Raw genomic sequence first — 14,974 nt, 5'->3', positions numbered from 1 at the left:
ATAATTAGTTATTAGAAGCACGTTTTTCCTGTTCGTGCTCACTTTTTACAATTTCATCAATCAACTTTTCGATTTGTTCGAAAATCTTCCTTTGCTTATCAGACATCCTTGAAATTTTATCAGCCCCTTGATATTGATTAATCATTTCATCGATCCAATTTCTCAATTCAAAAATTCCTGCGGAAATCTTCGGATATAATATGCTGGTTTGCATTCTCAAATTAGCCGTCAGCATCTCGCCAGCCAATGGATCATCGGATCCAAGTTCATCATCCAACATTTTTTTTAATTTAATGTATTCATCAACCTGCAAAAGAGGTTTTAGTTTGGAAGGGTTAACCTGATAAATTTTCTTGTCAATCCAGTAAAAATCAACTTTTTCATCAATCTCTAATTTTTGAGCCGTTTCAATCAAACTGGAACGAATCAACGGATTGATATAAGGATCCAAGAGCAAAAACTTCACACCGCTCCACCACTCATGCAAAGGTAATTTAAACGAACTTTCAAAGCGGCTGCGCTGTTTGGCAAAATTACCATCAGATAAGTGATAAAAAGACTGCATCAAAGTCTTTTGAGTCGCTGACATTTGAGAACGAGTACTTAACTCTTGATTAGAAATCTCATCAATTGCCCAATTCTGCCAGCGAGGATCAGAAAAGTTAGTCATTTCCCGAGCATAAATGAAATTCTGGTTCTTAAGCAAAACGTTGATTGCCAATTTAAAAAGTTCTTCAGTATTCAGATAATCATCAAGAAAATCTTCAAGATAGACATTCGCCAAACTGAATTGTTGATCTTCATATAAAGTACCAACAAGAATGCGATTTAAATCCAATTCTTGCTTTTTATCGTAGGCCATCTCAAAATAAGAAGCAGCTTGATGAAAATTATTATGGTCAAATTCCAAGTGCCCCTGCTTTACTAATTCATCAAAAGTCAATTGTTGCGAATTTTCAGACATGCTCCTCGATATTTTGTTGCTTTTCAGCTAGTTTAGCATTAATCTTCTCAATTGTTTCTTTTTTTGGCCGAATCGAACGCGGTGTTGATTTAACACGTTGCCTTGGGCGACGATTTTGATTATTGCGAGTCTTGCTTTGCTCTTCGGCGACTTGTTTTTTCTGATTCTGATTATTTTCAGTCTTTTTTTTGCTGTTCGGACGACGATTTTGATTGGCTTCCATAACAACCGGCATAACAACCGGGCGACGTTTGGTCTGTTCATAAAAGAACTTGGACATTGCATCCTTAACGCCCGATTTTAGATCATTCCAATCAAAATCATCGGTATTATCCAAATAAAGTTCAATCTGATCAACCATCACCTTGGCTGATTCATGAATTAATTCTCGGTTGGTCTTTACGAAAATAAAACCACGAGTTGTGATTCTCGGAGCGGCAACAACTTTTTTCTTTTTACGATCTATTGTTGCGGCAGCAATCACAACTCCATCTTCGGAAAGCATCTTACGGTCGCGAAGAACAATATTTCCAACATCGGTATTGCCTGAACCGTCAATCATTGTATCGTCAACTTCAAAGGAATCCTCAAGGGTGAACTTTTTATTTTCAGGATCGAACTTGTATTGGTCACCTTTCATAGACAAGAAAATATGGTTCTTTTTAATTCCAACTTCTTGAGCAAGAAAATCAGCGACAGAAAAAACCCGATATTCTCCGGAAACTGGGAAAAAGTAGTCAGGCTTAATGAAATTCAGCATAAACTGTAAATCATTTTGGCTTGCATGTCCCGAAGAACGCAAATTATCTTTAATTGAAACAACATTTGCACCACGGCGGAAAATCAGATCACGGGTTTTAGCCATAATCGATTCACTGGAAATCGAAGGCGTAGTAGCGACAAAAATTAAATCATTTTCATTAAAACTTACGTAACGATCGTCCCCTTTAGCCATTCTCTGTAAATCACGAATCGGTTCGCCCATTTTACCGGTTTCAAGAATAACCAGCTTGTTGGGTTCAACCGACTTCAAGTTTTTAATATTTGTAAACAATTTGTTGTAACTGGTTGGCAGATTCAAGCGTTTTGAATCCAAAGCAGTTTTAACAACCTGCTCTAAATCATTACCAGAAATAGCAATTTTACGACCAGTCTGATATGCCGAATTAATAACTTCCTGAATTCTTTGTACATTGGAAGCAACGGTCGCAACAATAATTCTGCGATCAGCATTTTCTCGAAATGTTTGGAAAACGAATTCATCAATCGCTGACTCGCTGACTGATTCGCCTGGCGTTTCAACCCCATTGACATCAGCCAACAAAGCCAAAACGCCTCGCTGACCAATCCGAGTCAAACGAGAATAGTCGGTTTTATAAGGTCCCTTGGCCGTATTGTCAAACTTAAAGTCGCCCGTGTAAACAATCTGACCATATTCAGTTTCCAAAACAATTCCAACCGATTCAGGAATCGAGTGTGTGGTGCTAAAAAACGATACTTTCGTTTTGCCAAATTCAACAATTGAATCAGGCGTGATGACATTATAATCGTCAAAATCGCTCAAAGAAGGCCGACGAGAAACCTGTTGTTTCGCCAACGCGAGTGTAAATTCAGTTCCAAAAACCGGTACACGAAGTACTTCTAGCAAATACGGAAGCGCGCCGATTGCATCAGCATGTCCATGAGTCAAGAAAACTCCAACAACCTGATCAGCGTGATCAACCAAATAATTAAAATCAGGAACGACAACGTCGACTCCCAAAAGATCTGTTTCTGGATATTTTAATCCAGCATCCAATATATAAATTTCGTCATTCACAGTAACGGCATACATGTTTTTTCCGTTTTCACGAACACCGCCGAAAGGAATGATCGATAAAGCAGTTTTTACCATATTATTCATAACCTCAATATTTAATTGCGAATCTGTTTTCTGGACGCGCGAACGTTAGTCCAAGAGAGTTTCGTTGTCTATTATTCTACAAGAGTTTCTTGATTATGTAAAACGTCTACTTGTTTGGTACAATATAAGAGCTGTATTTTGCAGCTATCCCTTTGCTTAGCTTTTCGCGAACCTACCTTTTACGAATCGCTCGGTAATTGGAAATTTTGAGGAGGTAAAATCATGGCTTTAACTCAAGAAGCAAAGAACCAGATTATTAAAGAATATGCTCGCCATAATGGCGATACCGGTTCTGTAGAGGTTCAGGTGGCTGTTTTAACCGCTGATATTAACGAATTGAATAACCATATGAGCGAAAACAAACACGACTTTTCTTCACAGCGTGGATTGATGAAGAAAATCGGTCACCGCCGTAATTTATTACGTTATTTGCGTGACATTGATGTTGCTCGTTATCGGACACTTATTTCGAAGCTCGGACTTCGTCGTTAATATTTTATTTAGGAGGAAAAAATGCCAATTATTGAATCTTCAATTCAACGTGAACGCTTAAACAAAGCTGAGCGTGCCGTGCGTGCTCCACAAATCAGTGCATATCGTACTGCTGTTAAAAACTTTGAAAAAGCTGCTGCTGCTGGAGCTGACAATTTGCAAGAATTGTTCAGTAAAACCAGTGCAGCGATCGATAAAGCTGAAACGAAAAACTTGATCAAAAAGAATAAAGCTGCGCGCGATAAAGCCCGTCTTTATAAATTGCTCAAGGCAGCAACTAGTAAATGAATTTGAATGTTATAAATTAAGAAAAACCCGGTTCAATGACCGGGTTTTTCTTTTATCTATTTTTTTTTGCTTTTCTTGCCGCCCTTGAAGCGGTTCTTTGACTAACTTTATTTTCTTTCATTTGCTTAAATCTAATCGCACCCTTAATTTGCCGACGGTAACCAGGCTTAACGTGTGCTTTTTTCTTCTTCACCAAACCGACTAATTCTGGATCCAACTGTTTCTGTGAAGGTCGACGCCGTGCCCGACGATTACGATCTTTAACATCTATCAATTGATGATCTTTTAGTTGCTTTGCCTGAAAATTGATTCCCAACTTTTCTAGTTCTTCAACTTTATCTTCTTCATCCGGGCCATAAAGCGTAATTGCCGTACCTGGCAATCCATTTCTGCCTGTTCGACCGACTCGATGAATGAAAAATTCTAGATCCGTTGGAATATCATCATTGATAACTTCCGAAACCCCTTGAATGTCAAGACCGCGAGCCGCTAGATCAGTTGCAACAACATATTGAAATTCTTGTTTTTTAATTCTTTTCATCGTGCGTCGTCGTTCTCTTGGTTCGATTCCACCGTGAACTTCAGCGGCTTTCAAACCTTGGGAGTCAAGAAAATGAGCTAATTCATGAACACGTTCTTTCGTGTTGGCAAAAACAAGTGTTAAATAACTTTCTTTTCTGGTCAATAAGTCAAAAATAACTTCGTTTTTGTCTTTGGATTTAGTTGCCAGTAAATAATTATCAATTGTATCAGCAACGACCGTTGAAACAGGAATCTCTTCAATTAACGGGTTTTTCATGTATCTTTTCAAAAAAGGTGTCAATTTATCAGGAATCGTTGCCGAGAAAACCAGCATTTGCAAATTATCCGGCATTGCGCTGGCAATCGTATCAACATCTTCCAAAAAGCCCATATCCAAAGCCATATCGGCCTCATCAACAACAAAAAATCTATTTTGGTTAACCAATAGAAAATTTTTACTAAGAAAATCTTTTAAACGTCCAGGAGTTCCAATCGCAATCTGAGGTTGTTTCCTCTCCAATTGCCGAATTTGTTTATTTCGATCAGTTCCGCCAATATAATCAGCGATTCTCAAATCTGCAAAATTTTCATCAATTGCTGCTAATGATTTTTGAAAATCACGAAAAGCCTGATAAAGTTGTTCAGCCAATTCACGAGATGGAGAAGTAATCACCGCCTGTGTTTCTTCAAGAGAAGGATCCAGACCGTTAAATATCGGCAGCAAAAAAGCGTGAGTCTTGCCGGATCCGGTTTGTGATTGTCCAACAACGTCACGACCAGCGATAATTGGTGGGATTATACGTTTTTGAACTTTCGTCGGTTTGTTAAACGAAATTCCATCGATTGCTTTAACAATCTCCGTTTTTAAATTAAATTGTCCGAATTGATTAGTCATTTATCTATATATACCCAGCGAACCACAAAATTAACTCAAGATCATTTTAATAAGATACTTCGTAAAAAGTTCGCAATACTCTTTAATCAGTCTAACAGTTTAAAGAAAAAAACATTTTTTAGAAAATATCAACTCTTAAAATCAGAATTTACTTTGCTGTTTTTTCCAAGCTGGTTGAAAAAATGTTTGCAGATTCCTTTAGTTCTTTAATAATTTGATCGATTTCAGTCTGGTCTTTGGCCTTTGCACCACTGGCCATATCATGTCCACCGCCATTATGCAGCTTGGCAATTTCATTAACATTCGGCCCTTTAGAGCGTAAGCGAACTCTATAACTGCCATCATCGTTTTCAATAAAGTTTGCCCAAACAAGGACCTCTTTAATCGAACCAAACATCCCAACAACGAAATTAGTACCTTCATTTCCCAAATGACCGGCTTCAATCTCGGCTTTTGTAAGCGTGATCCAACCAACATGATCTTCAACTTTCATTTCATCATAAACTTTACCGGAAAAACGTGCCTGAACAAGACTGATCGAGGACATTTCCCGATTTACCCTTTCATAGTCAATCGAAAAATGATACAGTTTGCTGACCGCAATAAAGGTTTCCGGCGTAGAAGCATACATAAAACGTCCAGTATCGCCAACAATTCCAATATAGAGATTGCGAGCCGCTTCGTCGGTCAGTAAAAGAGGGATGTTATCGTCCAAAAAGAAAGTAACCATTTCAGAACAGGAAGAACGGCCAGGTTCGACCCACATCAAATCGCCGTAAGGCTCATCATTTGGGTGATGATCGATTTTAATTAATTTATCGCCATTTTTAAACCTGTCGTCGTCGATTCGAGCAACATTAGCCGTGTCAATGACAATCACGAGCGCGTTTTCGTAAGTAGAATCAGGAATAATATTCATCGATCCAACCCATGCCAAACCGGTAATTTCTTTTCCAACTGCATAAATATTTTTCTCCGGAAAAGCCGCTTGAAGTCCGTTTTTTAAACCCAATTGCGAACCAACGGCATCCGGATCCGGGCGCTGATGCCGGTGAATAATAATCGTCTGATATTTTTCAATTTGTCTTAAAATCTGATATTGAATGTCCATGTCTTTAAGTCTAGCTGAATTAAAAATCAAATTCCTTATCAAAATCAGGGATTATTCCTACGCCTGTTGGTAATTGTTCAACGAATTTCTGCGGGTCGGCCTGAATAGACGGAAAAGTATTGTAATGAGTCGGGATGACATGTTTAGCCTGAAGAAAATCTGCAGCAACAAGTGCATCGTCAGCATCCATCGTGAAGTGGCCACCAATACAAATTAAAGCCAAATCGACCGGATGTTTTCTCGCAACTAATTTTAGGTCGGAAAACAAAGCGGTATCACCGGTATCGTAAATCAATTTATCTTCAATTGTTAAAGCCATCCCAGCAGCGACTCCAACCGGCACCAGAGCATTTCCAACCATTCTTGCATCCGTGTGCCAGGCTGGATAAAGTTTTACAGAAAAATCATCAGCACTAAAAGTTCCACCGAAATTAATTCCTTCAGCATGGCAACCCTTGGCTTCAGGCAAAATATCATTAATATACTGGGCATAATCCGTTTGGGTAATGATCGTCGCTCCTGTTCTCCTGGCTATATCGAAACTATCACCGGTATGATCCTGATGAGCATGCGTTAATAAGATGTATTCAGGATTTAAATCGAAGGGGTCGACTTTTGTATGCTTATTACCGGTTAAAAACGGATCAATTAAAATTGTTGTTTTACCGGTTTTGATTTGAAAAGCACTTTGGCCAAAATACGTAATTTTCATCTTTAGCTCCTAAAATAAAAGCAGCCAAAAGAACAGCTGCTTATTTATTCTCTTTTTTGTCTTCGTTCTTGGTGATATTTGTTTCTTGGTCGCCATCCGTAGGAGCGATAATTCTAGCGATCGCCCTTTGCTCGAAAGGCAGATAAACACCTTCAACATCGAGAGTAACGATTTTTTTCTCGGTATCGATTGAATCAACGACGCCGTGTAAGCCACCAATAGTAACAACTTGGGCACCCTTGACTAAACCGGTCCGCATTTTTTGCTGTTGCTCGTTTGCCTGTTTGCGGCGTCTTGACGACCACCAAAACAACCCACCAATCAGTACCACATAAATTAAAATTGTTGGTATCCAAGAAGACAGGCCCGTTTTAGCGGCCGCGATAAAAAGATTATTGAACATAGAATCCTCCGAAATTTAATTTTATCAAAGCTGGCTTAAAAAAGACGGGCATTTGCCTTATTATAGCCATATTCTTCAAGTACTTTCTCCTTAAGATCCAATAACTGATCATTTTCAATCGCTGCGCGCATGTCCTCCATTAATTTTAGAAGATATCTTAAGTTATGTATCGAAGCCAAATTATAGGCTAATAATTCATTCGTATTGAATAAATGATGCAAATAGGCCTTTGTAAAATGCGTCGAAGCATAATCGTCAAGATTTTCATCCAACTGACTAAAATCATCCTTATATTTGTGATTGGTAATAACCACGCGACCAAATCTAGTCATCAAACTGCCCTTCCTGGCAATACGGGTCGGCAGAACGCAATCAAACATATCGATTCCACGAATTACAGAATCAAATAAAGAGTCTGGGGCACCGACACCCATTAAATAACGCGGTTTGTTTTCCGGCAGCCATTGTGTCGTAAAATCAAGAACACGGTTCATTTCGGTTTTCGATTCTCCAACGGATAATCCACCAATGGCATAACCGGGCAGATTCAGAGAAGCTAAATCCTTCGCTGAATTTTCTCTCAATTTTCTAAAACCGGCTCCTTGAACAATCCCAAAAAGAGCCTGTTGCTTGGAACATTTGTGAGCCTCCAAAGCTCTTTGGGCCCAACGAGCTGAACGCTCGGTTGATTTTTTTACATAATCATATGTTTCAAAGTAAGGGACAGCTTCGTCAAGTTGCATAATGATATCGGCTCCGAGATTGTTTTGAATTTTCATCGCAACTTCAGGAGAAAGGAACATAGTCGAACCATCGATATTGTTCTTAAAAGTAACCCCTTTTTCAGTGATTGAACGAGAATCAGCCAAGCTAAAAACCTGAAAACCACCAGAATCAGTCAAAATCGCCTGGTCCCAATCCATAAACTTATGAAGACCACCAGCTTTAGCAATCAAATCATCGCCAGGACGAATCCATAAATGATAAGTGTTTCCTAAGATAAATTGAGAACCAATTTCTTTTAGTTCGCGTGGTTGAAGCGACTTAACCGTCGCCTGAGTGCCCACCGGCATAAACATCGGCGTCTGCCAGTCGCCGTGCGGTGTATGGATCACCCCACGTCTAGCACCAGTATGCTTATCAACATGAAGCAACTCATATGTTATGGGATCTTTAGTCATAAATATAATTGTAAGGCAAAAATCTTTGTGGCCAGTCAATAAAGATTCAATCGGAAAATTGCAAGCGGTTAATTTAAATTTTAATCGTCTTGATTCTGATTTCTTAGCACTCTCCATTATAATGTGGGTAGAAATAGTTATATTCAAGAAACTTAGGAGGTACTCCAATGAAAGCAATTGAAATAAACGAATTCGGTGATGTCGATGTCTTTTATGCGACCGAAAAAAAATTAGCTGATCCAAAACCCAATCAAGTCCTTGTTAAAAACTTTGCTACAGCAATTGATCCCTACGATGTAAAATACAGAAGCGGTTTCTATGGTGGAAGCGACAAGCTTCCAACGGTTCTCGGCTCAAGTGTTGCTGGGATTGTTCAGGAAATTGGTTCTGAAGTTACCAAATATTCAGTTGGCGATCGAGTTGTCGCCAGCACGCATCTTAGAAGTTATGCCGAACAGGTTTTAGTATCAGAAAAGCAGCTTGCCCTAATTCCTGATAATCTGACTTTTGTTCAGGCTGCCGGTGTTGCCTTAGGGTACCAAACTGGATACCAGGCGGTTATCAAGGAAATTAAATTAAAAAAAGGTCAATCGATTTTGATACATGGGGGTTCCGGAGCAGTTGGATTTGCAGCAATTCAGGCAGCTGAAAAAATCGGTGCCGGTAAAATTTATACTACTGCAGGTACAAAAGGAAAAGCTTTTTTAAATGGTTTCAATCCGGCAATTGCTGTTTATGATTATAAAAAAGAAAATTTTACCAATATAAGTGAAAAAATAGACGCAATTCTTGATACAGCCGGTGGGGAAACACAAGATAAATCACTAAAGCTTTTAAAAGAAAACGGCAAGCTTTGTTCAACTGTCGGTTTGACTGATAAAGCAAAAAAGTCCCCTTTTGATACAGATGCAATTTATTTGGATTCAGGCAGTTGCCTGACTGAATTGTTAAAAGACATGAGTCAAGGACTGACAGTACTTAAAATCGCGAAAATATCGCAATTTAGTTTGAAAAATCTGCGGAGTATGCATAAAGAATTTGAAAATGACCATCCATTAGGGAAATTGATCCTTGAACTATAGAGAAAGACTGCTAAAGCAGCCTTTCTCTATCTACCAACTATTTTTTCCGCTTGGTCCCAAAAATAATTCCAAAGCCTGTCTGAGCTTTCTTTAAAATCGCTATTGAAACTTTCTCCCCGAGCGATTATTTTTCCTTCGGTCCTGCCATTAACACCAAGGATCATAAAGGTCTTCGGATTTATTAACTGAACGGTAAAATATTCCCCATCCATCAAATCATTAACAATCGCCTGTAAGCCATCTTTGATTGCCTGGCTCATAACCTGTTCTTCACCAATTGAAAAACCACGCGATTTCATTAAAGCAGCACGTTCTTTGATATCTTGAATTGTTTCTGGAATTTTATCTTCATTCATATTTTTTGCATCCAAATAATAACGCGGAAAATTTTCGCTTTTAAAAATTATTGCAAATGAGTTTCCAAAAAATCAATCGTTGGTTTAAGGGCATCATCGGCATAGCCAAGTGCATGACGATCACCAGGGAAAATTATTGTATCGACTTCAATACCGTTTTCAAGATAGGCTTCCTGCATTTTGTAAACCTCCATAACCGGAGCTAATTCGGCAGCTGAATTAATCAACAAAACGGGACCAGTTTTCGAAGTAATTTTATGTTGCAAAGTAGCTTCTCCGACTCTGGAGAGATCGCCATTGAAAAGTTTTTCCAAAAGCCACTTATAATAAGACTGTTGGCGGCTGCCTTTATCAGGATCAGGATTATCGACAGCTTTTCGGCCGGTAATCGCGGTATGTGTTTTCAAAAAACCTTTGAAATCAAACTGGCCGGACCAGGAAACGGTCGGATAGCCGGTTTCTATCGAAAGGGAAACACTAATATTAGCACCTGAGGAAGCCCCCAATAAAGCAATTTTATCTTTCCTGAATTTGTAATCGCTTTGCTGCAAAAAGGTTAAGGCAGAATGGCAATCATCCAATTGAGCCGGATAAGGATTATTTTTATCAGCTAAACGATAATTGACCGACGCAACTGAAAAACCGGCCGAAAACAAACTATCGAAAATTTTTGTATCTTTTCTCTTATCGCCTTGCCACCAGCCGCCACCATGTGTATAAAAAACCAGTGGTGCAACTGAATCTTGTAAATAGAGATCTAATTTTTGTTTTTCGTCATTTCCATACTTAATATCAAAAATCTTTGCCATATGGCCATTCTAACAAACTAAAATACTTAGTAGAGGTGCTTATGAAAGTTACATTTTATCTTGTTCGTCATGGACAAACTTATTTTAATCGTTATAACAAGCTACAAGGTTGGAGCAATTCTCCACTGACCGAAAACGGTCTTTCCGACGCACGAAAAGTCGGTGAAAAACTCAGCGGTGTTCGTTTCGAGGCGGCTTACTCATCGGACACAAGCAGAGCTATGCAAACTGCAAAAATTATTCTTGACAAAAATACAACAGATTTTCAACCCGAATTAAGCTGTCTGGCAAATTTTAGAGAGGAGTTTTACGGATCTTATGAGGGATCGAATATGGACATTGCTTGGTTAAATGCTGGTGCTCCCTATGGGTTAAAAAGTTACGCCGAAATTGTCGATGATTACGGAGTAGCATCGACGAAAGATTTTTTAAAAGCAGCCGATCGTTGGCACGATGCAGAAAATAACGACGAATATTGGGCTCGTCTCGATGAAGGATTCACAAAATTATTAGAAGATCCAAATGTTAAAGATGGAGCTAAAATCCTTTTGATATCTCACGGCAATACCCTTCTATCGCTAGCTGATCGTTACGGAAACAATAAAATCAGTCTTCATGCGCGACCAAAAAACGGTTCTGTTTCGAAATTGGTATACGAAGACAGGCAATATCATTTCATCAGTTTCGACGATAAAGAAATAAATTAGTTTCTTTTTTTTATCCAATCATAAATTGCTAAAGCAATCATAAAAAGAATAATTATTTGAATACCGTGCCAAATGAGATTAACCAAAAAGAAGAAAATACCGATTGCTAAAACAATCAAAAGCACCGGTAACAAAGCGATGCCGATTCCGAAAGAAATCACACCGAAAATAATTGCGACAATTAGTAAAATTACAAATAAAATAAGAGACACTTTTTATCCCCTCCAGTCTCATTAATTTTACATTTTTTATAGAACAAAAAATAAAAAATTACATTTGTATTACAAATTTAAAAACGCTTGACAATCCAAATTTTGCCGAGTAATCTAAGTTACAACTCGAAAGAGCAAGAGAGTACATGTTAAATAATTGCAAACAAATGAATATGAGTGAATCAATTATTTTGATCAGCCTCGTGTTGCTAATTAGGCAATGACGACTGATCATTTTGTCAGCCGTCGAAAGACAGCTGGCTGGCATGGTTGAAAATTTTTTAAACCTGTTTCAGTTAGTTTGATTAACTGAAACAGGTTTTTATTTTAAGGAGAGAAAGATGACAGCAAGGAAGCAATCAGAAGCTCAATCGAATCTATTTGATCAAGATCCAGCTTCAATGACAGCTGAACAACGCAGCGCCGCTTATACAGCAGCCGTTGCCGCGGCAGCTAAATTTAAAGCGGAGCAACGATTGTGACTGTCGGCCAACCGGTCTCGGCTGTAATCGCCGGATTAGCGGCCGCTTTAGTCGGTATGTGGCTGACCGGAAAAACACCTTTGGATATGTTCATCGTTCCCTTTTGTGCGACGCTGGTTGGTTCTTTAGTCGGTCTGGCAGCAGCGTTGGATATGTTCATCGTTCCCTTTTGTGCGACGCTGGTTGGTTCTTTAGTCGGTCTGGCAGCAGCGTCGGTAACAACGCCATTCTTAAATTGGGTTTCAGAAAATCTCGCAAACACAATGAAAGTAAATCCAGTTCTTGGAGCCGTAGTTGTCTCATTTGCCTGGTTCTGGTTCTTAATGACACCAGCCTCCTCAGCTGCACTGGCAGTCGCAGTCAATCTTGATCCAATATCGGCTGGTGCGGCATTAATCGGTTGCTGCGCAGCTTTCTCGGGTTATACAGCAATGAGTTTTAATCAAAACGATCCTGGAGCTAATATAGCTCAAGGATTGATAACACCTAAGGTCCAATTTCCAAATATCATCAAATCACCCTTAACAGCAATCGGCCCGATGGTTTCCGCCATGTTAATGGCATCGCTAGCCGTTACAGTTGGTGGATTCAAAGTTCCTGCAACGCTTGGCGGCCTCGGCTTTTCTTCACTAACAGCACCGCTTAATATTCTTTCGATGTCTGCAAATTCCGGTTTTTCAAATGGCTTGTCCGGTCTTGCAACAATGCTGATATTTGGTTTAGTTGGTCCCGTAGCAATTTCCTGGCTTTGGTATAAATTACTGAAAAGTGTTGGTAAAACAAGAGAAAACGACTTACATCTGGACGTTGTTTAATTTAATAAAAAATTCAATTATTTATTATAAAGGAGAATAAAAAAATGGAAAAAGCAAAAGCGGAAAATTTTGATTGGCCAAATTTAGGCTTTAATTACTATGATTTACCATATAGTTTTCATGCCGAATATAAAGATGGAAAATGGGATGAAGGAAAACTGACAAGCGATTCGACGATTAAAATGTCTGAAGCCGCCAACGTGTTACATTATGGTCAGGAAGCGTTCGAGGGCTTAAAGGCCTATCGTCGAAAAGATGGTGGCGTTAATTTGTTCCGTCCGGACATGAATGCCAAGCGTCTACATAATTCAGCAGAACGTTTGTTGATGGCTCCTTTCCCAGAAGACCGTTTTGTTGAAGCAGTTAAAATGGTCGTTAAAGCTAATCAGAATTTTGTTCCTCCGTATGGTTCCGGTGCAACTTTATATATTCGCCCCTTTATCATCGGTACCGGCGAAGTAATCGGTGTTCATCCGGCCGACAAATTCCAATTTCATATTTTGGTTACGCCAGTCGGGCCATACTATAAAGGCGGCATGAAACCGACAGAATACGTAACAAGTCCTTATGATCGAGCCGCACATGGTGGAACCGGCCAATCAAAAGTTTCCGGAAACTATGCTGCAAGTTTGCTACCGGGTTCGCTTGCTCATAAAAACGGTTATTCCGATGTGGTTTACTTGGACCCGCGTTTGCATGAAAATATCGAAGAGCTTGGTGGTGCCAACTTCTTCGGAATCACTAAAGACGGTAAGTTTAAAACACCGAAGTCCCCATCAATTCTTCCATCGATCACAAAAAAATCACTATTGCAAATCGCTGACAGTTTCGGAATGGAGCCTGAAGAAACGACGATCAGCATTTATGACTTGGATCAATTTTCCGAAGCCGGCGCAATGGGCACTGCAGCCGTAATTTCTCCCGTCGGCTCAATCACCCATAACGGAAATAAGCATGTTTTCTATAGTGAAACCGAAGTCGGTCCCTATACGCAAAAACTATATGATCGTTTGAGCGGCATTCAAGATGGCGATCAAAAAGGACCAGATGGCTGGCAGGTCGATGTTCCATTGAAATAAAAATAAACATTTTATTAACCATTTCTTAAATGAAATGGTTTTATTTTAAATAAAAGTTAGGTTTTGTTTACATTTCCTAAATAAGATCGTAATATTTATGAATAATAAAAAAGGAATAAACTATGTCGGAAGTAACAAATGAATTAATGAAGACAATCGGTGGTTTGGCGAAGAACCCCAACTTTTATTTGATGATGGGCCCTCACCATAGAGGACAGCGAGGCCACCATCGTGGTCAAGCTCGTTTAATGCATTTACTAGAAAAATATGATGGTTTGTCAGTTGGCGAAATTGCTGAAATTCTTGATGTCCGACCAAGTTCCGTTACGAGTCTCGTAGACAAGTTGGAAGAAAATGATTTTGTCGAAAGAATCGTCGATGAAATCGATAAAAGAATTACTCTAATTAAATTAACCAAAAAAGGCCACGCCTTTTTGAAAAATAAAAAAGACGAAGCCGATGACCTGAGCGAAGAAATTTTTGCCAGATTATCAGAAGAAGAAAAGGATACACTGTTAAGGCTGTTGAAAAGAGTGTCCGAAAATCTCAATGATGTCGATTTTGGCGATTATATCAGCAAAATGGTTAACGATTCAATAGGACGTCACTTTAAATTCGATGATGGAGATATCCATATAAATATTTAATTTTTTGGGAGAGTAATTATGGCAAAAATGGAAAATGGAAATTTTGAAGATGATTTTAACGATGATATCGATGATGATTTAGACGAAAAAATTGGTCGACGAATCGATATTCAGTTTAGAAATTGGGCAAAAAAACACCCTCGTCATATAATCGTCGACGGCAAGCCTTATCGTCATGGCCATTAGCACCGTAATATCGTGATTGATCACGGCGCGGACTTTTATAGCCTGGGTTTAATGCTCAGTGTCGGAATTACTTGGTTTACCAGCCATCAAAATGTTTTTACGACCTTCTGGCATGGAATCTTATCCTG

General features: G+C 39.0%; 19 protein-coding genes. 9 read left to right on the top strand and 10 right to left on the bottom strand.

Features of this window, described 5'->3' with window-relative positions:
• Positions 1-4: 4 nt before the first annotated feature.
• Together J3U91_RS03825 and J3U91_RS03820 are read right to left on the bottom strand one after the other, a co-directional pair.
• Entirely contained in the window at positions 5-964 is a 960-nt protein-coding gene (locus tag J3U91_RS03825) for a hypothetical protein (protein WP_002819146.1), read from the bottom strand.
• Entirely contained in the window at positions 957-2,858 is a 1,902-nt protein-coding gene (locus J3U91_RS03820; RefSeq protein ID WP_002819149.1) for a ribonuclease J, read from the bottom strand. Before J3U91_RS03820 ends, J3U91_RS03825 begins: the two co-directional genes overlap by 8 nt.
• Positions 2,859-3,089: 231 nt before the next feature.
• Here J3U91_RS03820 and rpsO point away from each other — a divergent pair, with 231 nt between their 5' ends.
• Complete coding sequence (gene rpsO, locus J3U91_RS03815; RefSeq protein WP_002816946.1) at positions 3,090-3,359, top strand: 30S ribosomal protein S15; 270 nt, start codon at positions 3,090-3,092, stop codon at positions 3,357-3,359.
• Positions 3,360-3,380: 21 nt separating this feature from the next.
• Positions 3,381-3,647, top strand: coding sequence for a 30S ribosomal protein S20 (gene rpsT / locus J3U91_RS03810; protein ID WP_002819151.1), 267 nt, complete (start codon positions 3,381-3,383; stop codon positions 3,645-3,647).
• Positions 3,648-3,699: 52 nt separating this feature from the next.
• Here rpsT and J3U91_RS03805 read toward each other — a convergent pair whose 3' ends face one another.
• The 5 genes from J3U91_RS03805 to tgt all read right to left on the bottom strand — a co-directional run bounded on the left by J3U91_RS03805 (position 3,700) and on the right by tgt (position 8,471).
• Positions 3,700-5,064 (bottom strand): DEAD/DEAH box helicase, encoded by a 1,365-nt coding sequence (locus J3U91_RS03805; protein ID WP_002819153.1) that lies wholly within the window; start codon positions 5,062-5,064, stop codon positions 3,700-3,702.
• A gap of 148 nt (positions 5,065-5,212) precedes the next feature.
• A complete protein-coding gene (locus tag J3U91_RS03800) occupies positions 5,213-6,175 on the bottom strand; it encodes a DHH family phosphoesterase (RefSeq protein ID WP_002819154.1) in 963 nt (320 codons plus the stop codon).
• A gap of 19 nt (positions 6,176-6,194) precedes the next feature.
• Entirely contained in the window at positions 6,195-6,887 is a 693-nt protein-coding gene (locus tag J3U91_RS03795; RefSeq protein ID WP_002819156.1) for a metal-dependent hydrolase, read from the bottom strand.
• A 40-nt stretch (positions 6,888-6,927) separates the two neighbouring features.
• The gene (yajC, locus tag J3U91_RS03790; protein WP_002819157.1) at positions 6,928-7,290 is read right to left on the bottom strand and encodes a preprotein translocase subunit YajC; all 363 of its coding nucleotides are present in this window, start codon (positions 7,288-7,290) and stop codon (positions 6,928-6,930) included.
• Between the two features lie 35 nt (positions 7,291-7,325).
• The gene (gene tgt / locus J3U91_RS03785) at positions 7,326-8,471 is read right to left on the bottom strand and encodes a tRNA guanosine(34) transglycosylase Tgt (protein ID WP_032804725.1); all 1,146 of its coding nucleotides are present in this window, start codon (positions 8,469-8,471) and stop codon (positions 7,326-7,328) included.
• A gap of 167 nt (positions 8,472-8,638) precedes the next feature.
• Between tgt and J3U91_RS03780 the strand changes: the two genes are divergently transcribed.
• A complete protein-coding gene (locus J3U91_RS03780) occupies positions 8,639-9,553 on the top strand; it encodes an NADP-dependent oxidoreductase (protein WP_002819160.1) in 915 nt (304 codons plus the stop codon).
• A gap of 26 nt (positions 9,554-9,579) precedes the next feature.
• Here the strand turns inward: J3U91_RS03780 and J3U91_RS03775 are convergent, their stop codons facing one another.
• Together J3U91_RS03775 and J3U91_RS03770 are read right to left on the bottom strand one after the other, a co-directional pair.
• Complete coding sequence (locus tag J3U91_RS03775) at positions 9,580-9,909, bottom strand: hypothetical protein (protein WP_002819161.1); 330 nt, start codon at positions 9,907-9,909, stop codon at positions 9,580-9,582.
• 47 nt (positions 9,910-9,956) lie between these two features.
• Complete coding sequence (locus tag J3U91_RS03770; RefSeq protein WP_002819163.1) at positions 9,957-10,718, bottom strand: alpha/beta hydrolase; 762 nt, start codon at positions 10,716-10,718, stop codon at positions 9,957-9,959.
• Between the two features lie 41 nt (positions 10,719-10,759).
• Here J3U91_RS03770 and J3U91_RS03765 point away from each other — a divergent pair, with 41 nt between their 5' ends.
• Complete coding sequence (locus J3U91_RS03765; RefSeq protein WP_002819164.1) at positions 10,760-11,425, top strand: histidine phosphatase family protein; 666 nt, start codon at positions 10,760-10,762, stop codon at positions 11,423-11,425.
• On the opposite strand, the gene J3U91_RS03760 is transcribed toward J3U91_RS03765, so the two are convergent.
• Positions 11,422-11,637, bottom strand: a complete 216-nt coding sequence (locus J3U91_RS03760) for a hypothetical protein (RefSeq protein ID WP_002816939.1) — start codon at positions 11,635-11,637, stop codon at positions 11,422-11,424. The two genes, J3U91_RS03765 and J3U91_RS03760, sit on opposite strands and share 4 nt — an antisense overlap.
• A gap of 341 nt (positions 11,638-11,978) precedes the next feature.
• Between J3U91_RS03760 and J3U91_RS03755 the strand changes: the two genes are divergently transcribed.
• The 5 genes from J3U91_RS03755 (at position 11,979) to J3U91_RS03735 (ending at position 14,846) form a co-directional block, all read left to right on the top strand.
• Positions 11,979-12,119 carry a hypothetical protein gene (locus tag J3U91_RS03755; RefSeq protein WP_002819165.1) on the top strand — a complete coding sequence of 47 codons (141 nt, stop codon included), beginning with the start codon at positions 11,979-11,981 and terminating at the stop codon, positions 12,117-12,119.
• Complete coding sequence (locus tag J3U91_RS03750) at positions 12,116-12,934, top strand: PTS sugar transporter subunit IIC (RefSeq protein WP_226489981.1); 819 nt, start codon at positions 12,116-12,118, stop codon at positions 12,932-12,934. Before J3U91_RS03755 ends, J3U91_RS03750 begins: the two co-directional genes overlap by 4 nt.
• Positions 12,935-12,978: 44 nt before the next feature.
• Positions 12,979-14,013 (top strand): branched-chain amino acid aminotransferase, encoded by a 1,035-nt coding sequence (locus J3U91_RS03745; RefSeq protein ID WP_002819168.1) that lies wholly within the window; start codon positions 12,979-12,981, stop codon positions 14,011-14,013.
• A 122-nt stretch (positions 14,014-14,135) separates the two neighbouring features.
• Positions 14,136-14,660, top strand: coding sequence for a MarR family winged helix-turn-helix transcriptional regulator (locus tag J3U91_RS03740; protein ID WP_002819169.1), 525 nt, complete (start codon positions 14,136-14,138; stop codon positions 14,658-14,660).
• 18 nt (positions 14,661-14,678) lie between these two features.
• Positions 14,679-14,846: a hypothetical protein gene (locus tag J3U91_RS03735; protein ID WP_002819170.1), complete on the top strand. Its 168-nt coding sequence runs from the start codon at positions 14,679-14,681 to the stop codon at positions 14,844-14,846.
• The last annotated feature ends 128 nt before the right edge of the window (positions 14,847-14,974 follow it).

The sequence above is a fragment of the Oenococcus oeni genome, from assembly GCF_020510245.1.
Lineage (GTDB): Bacteria > Bacillota > Bacilli > Lactobacillales > Lactobacillaceae > Oenococcus > Oenococcus oeni.
Note: the sequence above shows the minus strand (reverse complement) of the source record. Positions and strands in the feature narration are given on the sequence as shown.

Excerpts from the sequence above, each read along its gene's own strand:
- J3U91_RS03825 (WP_002819146.1), bottom strand. The coding sequence starts at position 964 with ATGTCTGAAAATTCGCAACAATTGACTTTTGATGAATTAGTAAAGCAG.
- J3U91_RS03820 (WP_002819149.1), bottom strand. The coding sequence starts at position 2,858 with ATGGTAAAAACTGCTTTATCGATCATTCCTTTCGGCGGTGTTCGTGAA.
- rpsO (WP_002816946.1), top strand. The coding sequence starts at position 3,090 with ATGGCTTTAACTCAAGAAGCAAAGAACCAGATTATTAAAGAATATGCT.
- rpsT (WP_002819151.1), top strand. The coding sequence starts at position 3,381 with ATGCCAATTATTGAATCTTCAATTCAACGTGAACGCTTAAACAAAGCT.
- J3U91_RS03805 (WP_002819153.1), bottom strand. The coding sequence starts at position 5,064 with ATGACTAATCAATTCGGACAATTTAATTTAAAAACGGAGATTGTTAAA.
- J3U91_RS03800 (WP_002819154.1), bottom strand. The coding sequence starts at position 6,175 with ATGGACATTCAATATCAGATTTTAAGACAAATTGAAAAATATCAGACG.
- J3U91_RS03795 (WP_002819156.1), bottom strand. The coding sequence starts at position 6,887 with ATGAAAATTACGTATTTTGGCCAAAGTGCTTTTCAAATCAAAACCGGT.
- yajC (WP_002819157.1), bottom strand. The coding sequence starts at position 7,290 with ATGTTCAATAATCTTTTTATCGCGGCCGCTAAAACGGGCCTGTCTTCT.
- tgt (WP_032804725.1), bottom strand. The coding sequence starts at position 8,471 with ATGACTAAAGATCCCATAACATATGAGTTGCTTCATGTTGATAAGCAT.
- J3U91_RS03780 (WP_002819160.1), top strand. The coding sequence starts at position 8,639 with ATGAAAGCAATTGAAATAAACGAATTCGGTGATGTCGATGTCTTTTAT.
- J3U91_RS03775 (WP_002819161.1), bottom strand. The coding sequence starts at position 9,909 with ATGAATGAAGATAAAATTCCAGAAACAATTCAAGATATCAAAGAACGT.
- J3U91_RS03770 (WP_002819163.1), bottom strand. The coding sequence starts at position 10,718 with ATGGCAAAGATTTTTGATATTAAGTATGGAAATGACGAAAAACAAAAA.
- J3U91_RS03765 (WP_002819164.1), top strand. The coding sequence starts at position 10,760 with ATGAAAGTTACATTTTATCTTGTTCGTCATGGACAAACTTATTTTAAT.
- J3U91_RS03755 (WP_002819165.1), top strand. The coding sequence starts at position 11,979 with ATGACAGCAAGGAAGCAATCAGAAGCTCAATCGAATCTATTTGATCAA.
- J3U91_RS03745 (WP_002819168.1), top strand. The coding sequence starts at position 12,979 with ATGGAAAAAGCAAAAGCGGAAAATTTTGATTGGCCAAATTTAGGCTTT.
- J3U91_RS03740 (WP_002819169.1), top strand. The coding sequence starts at position 14,136 with ATGTCGGAAGTAACAAATGAATTAATGAAGACAATCGGTGGTTTGGCG.
- J3U91_RS03735 (WP_002819170.1), top strand. The coding sequence starts at position 14,679 with ATGGCAAAAATGGAAAATGGAAATTTTGAAGATGATTTTAACGATGAT.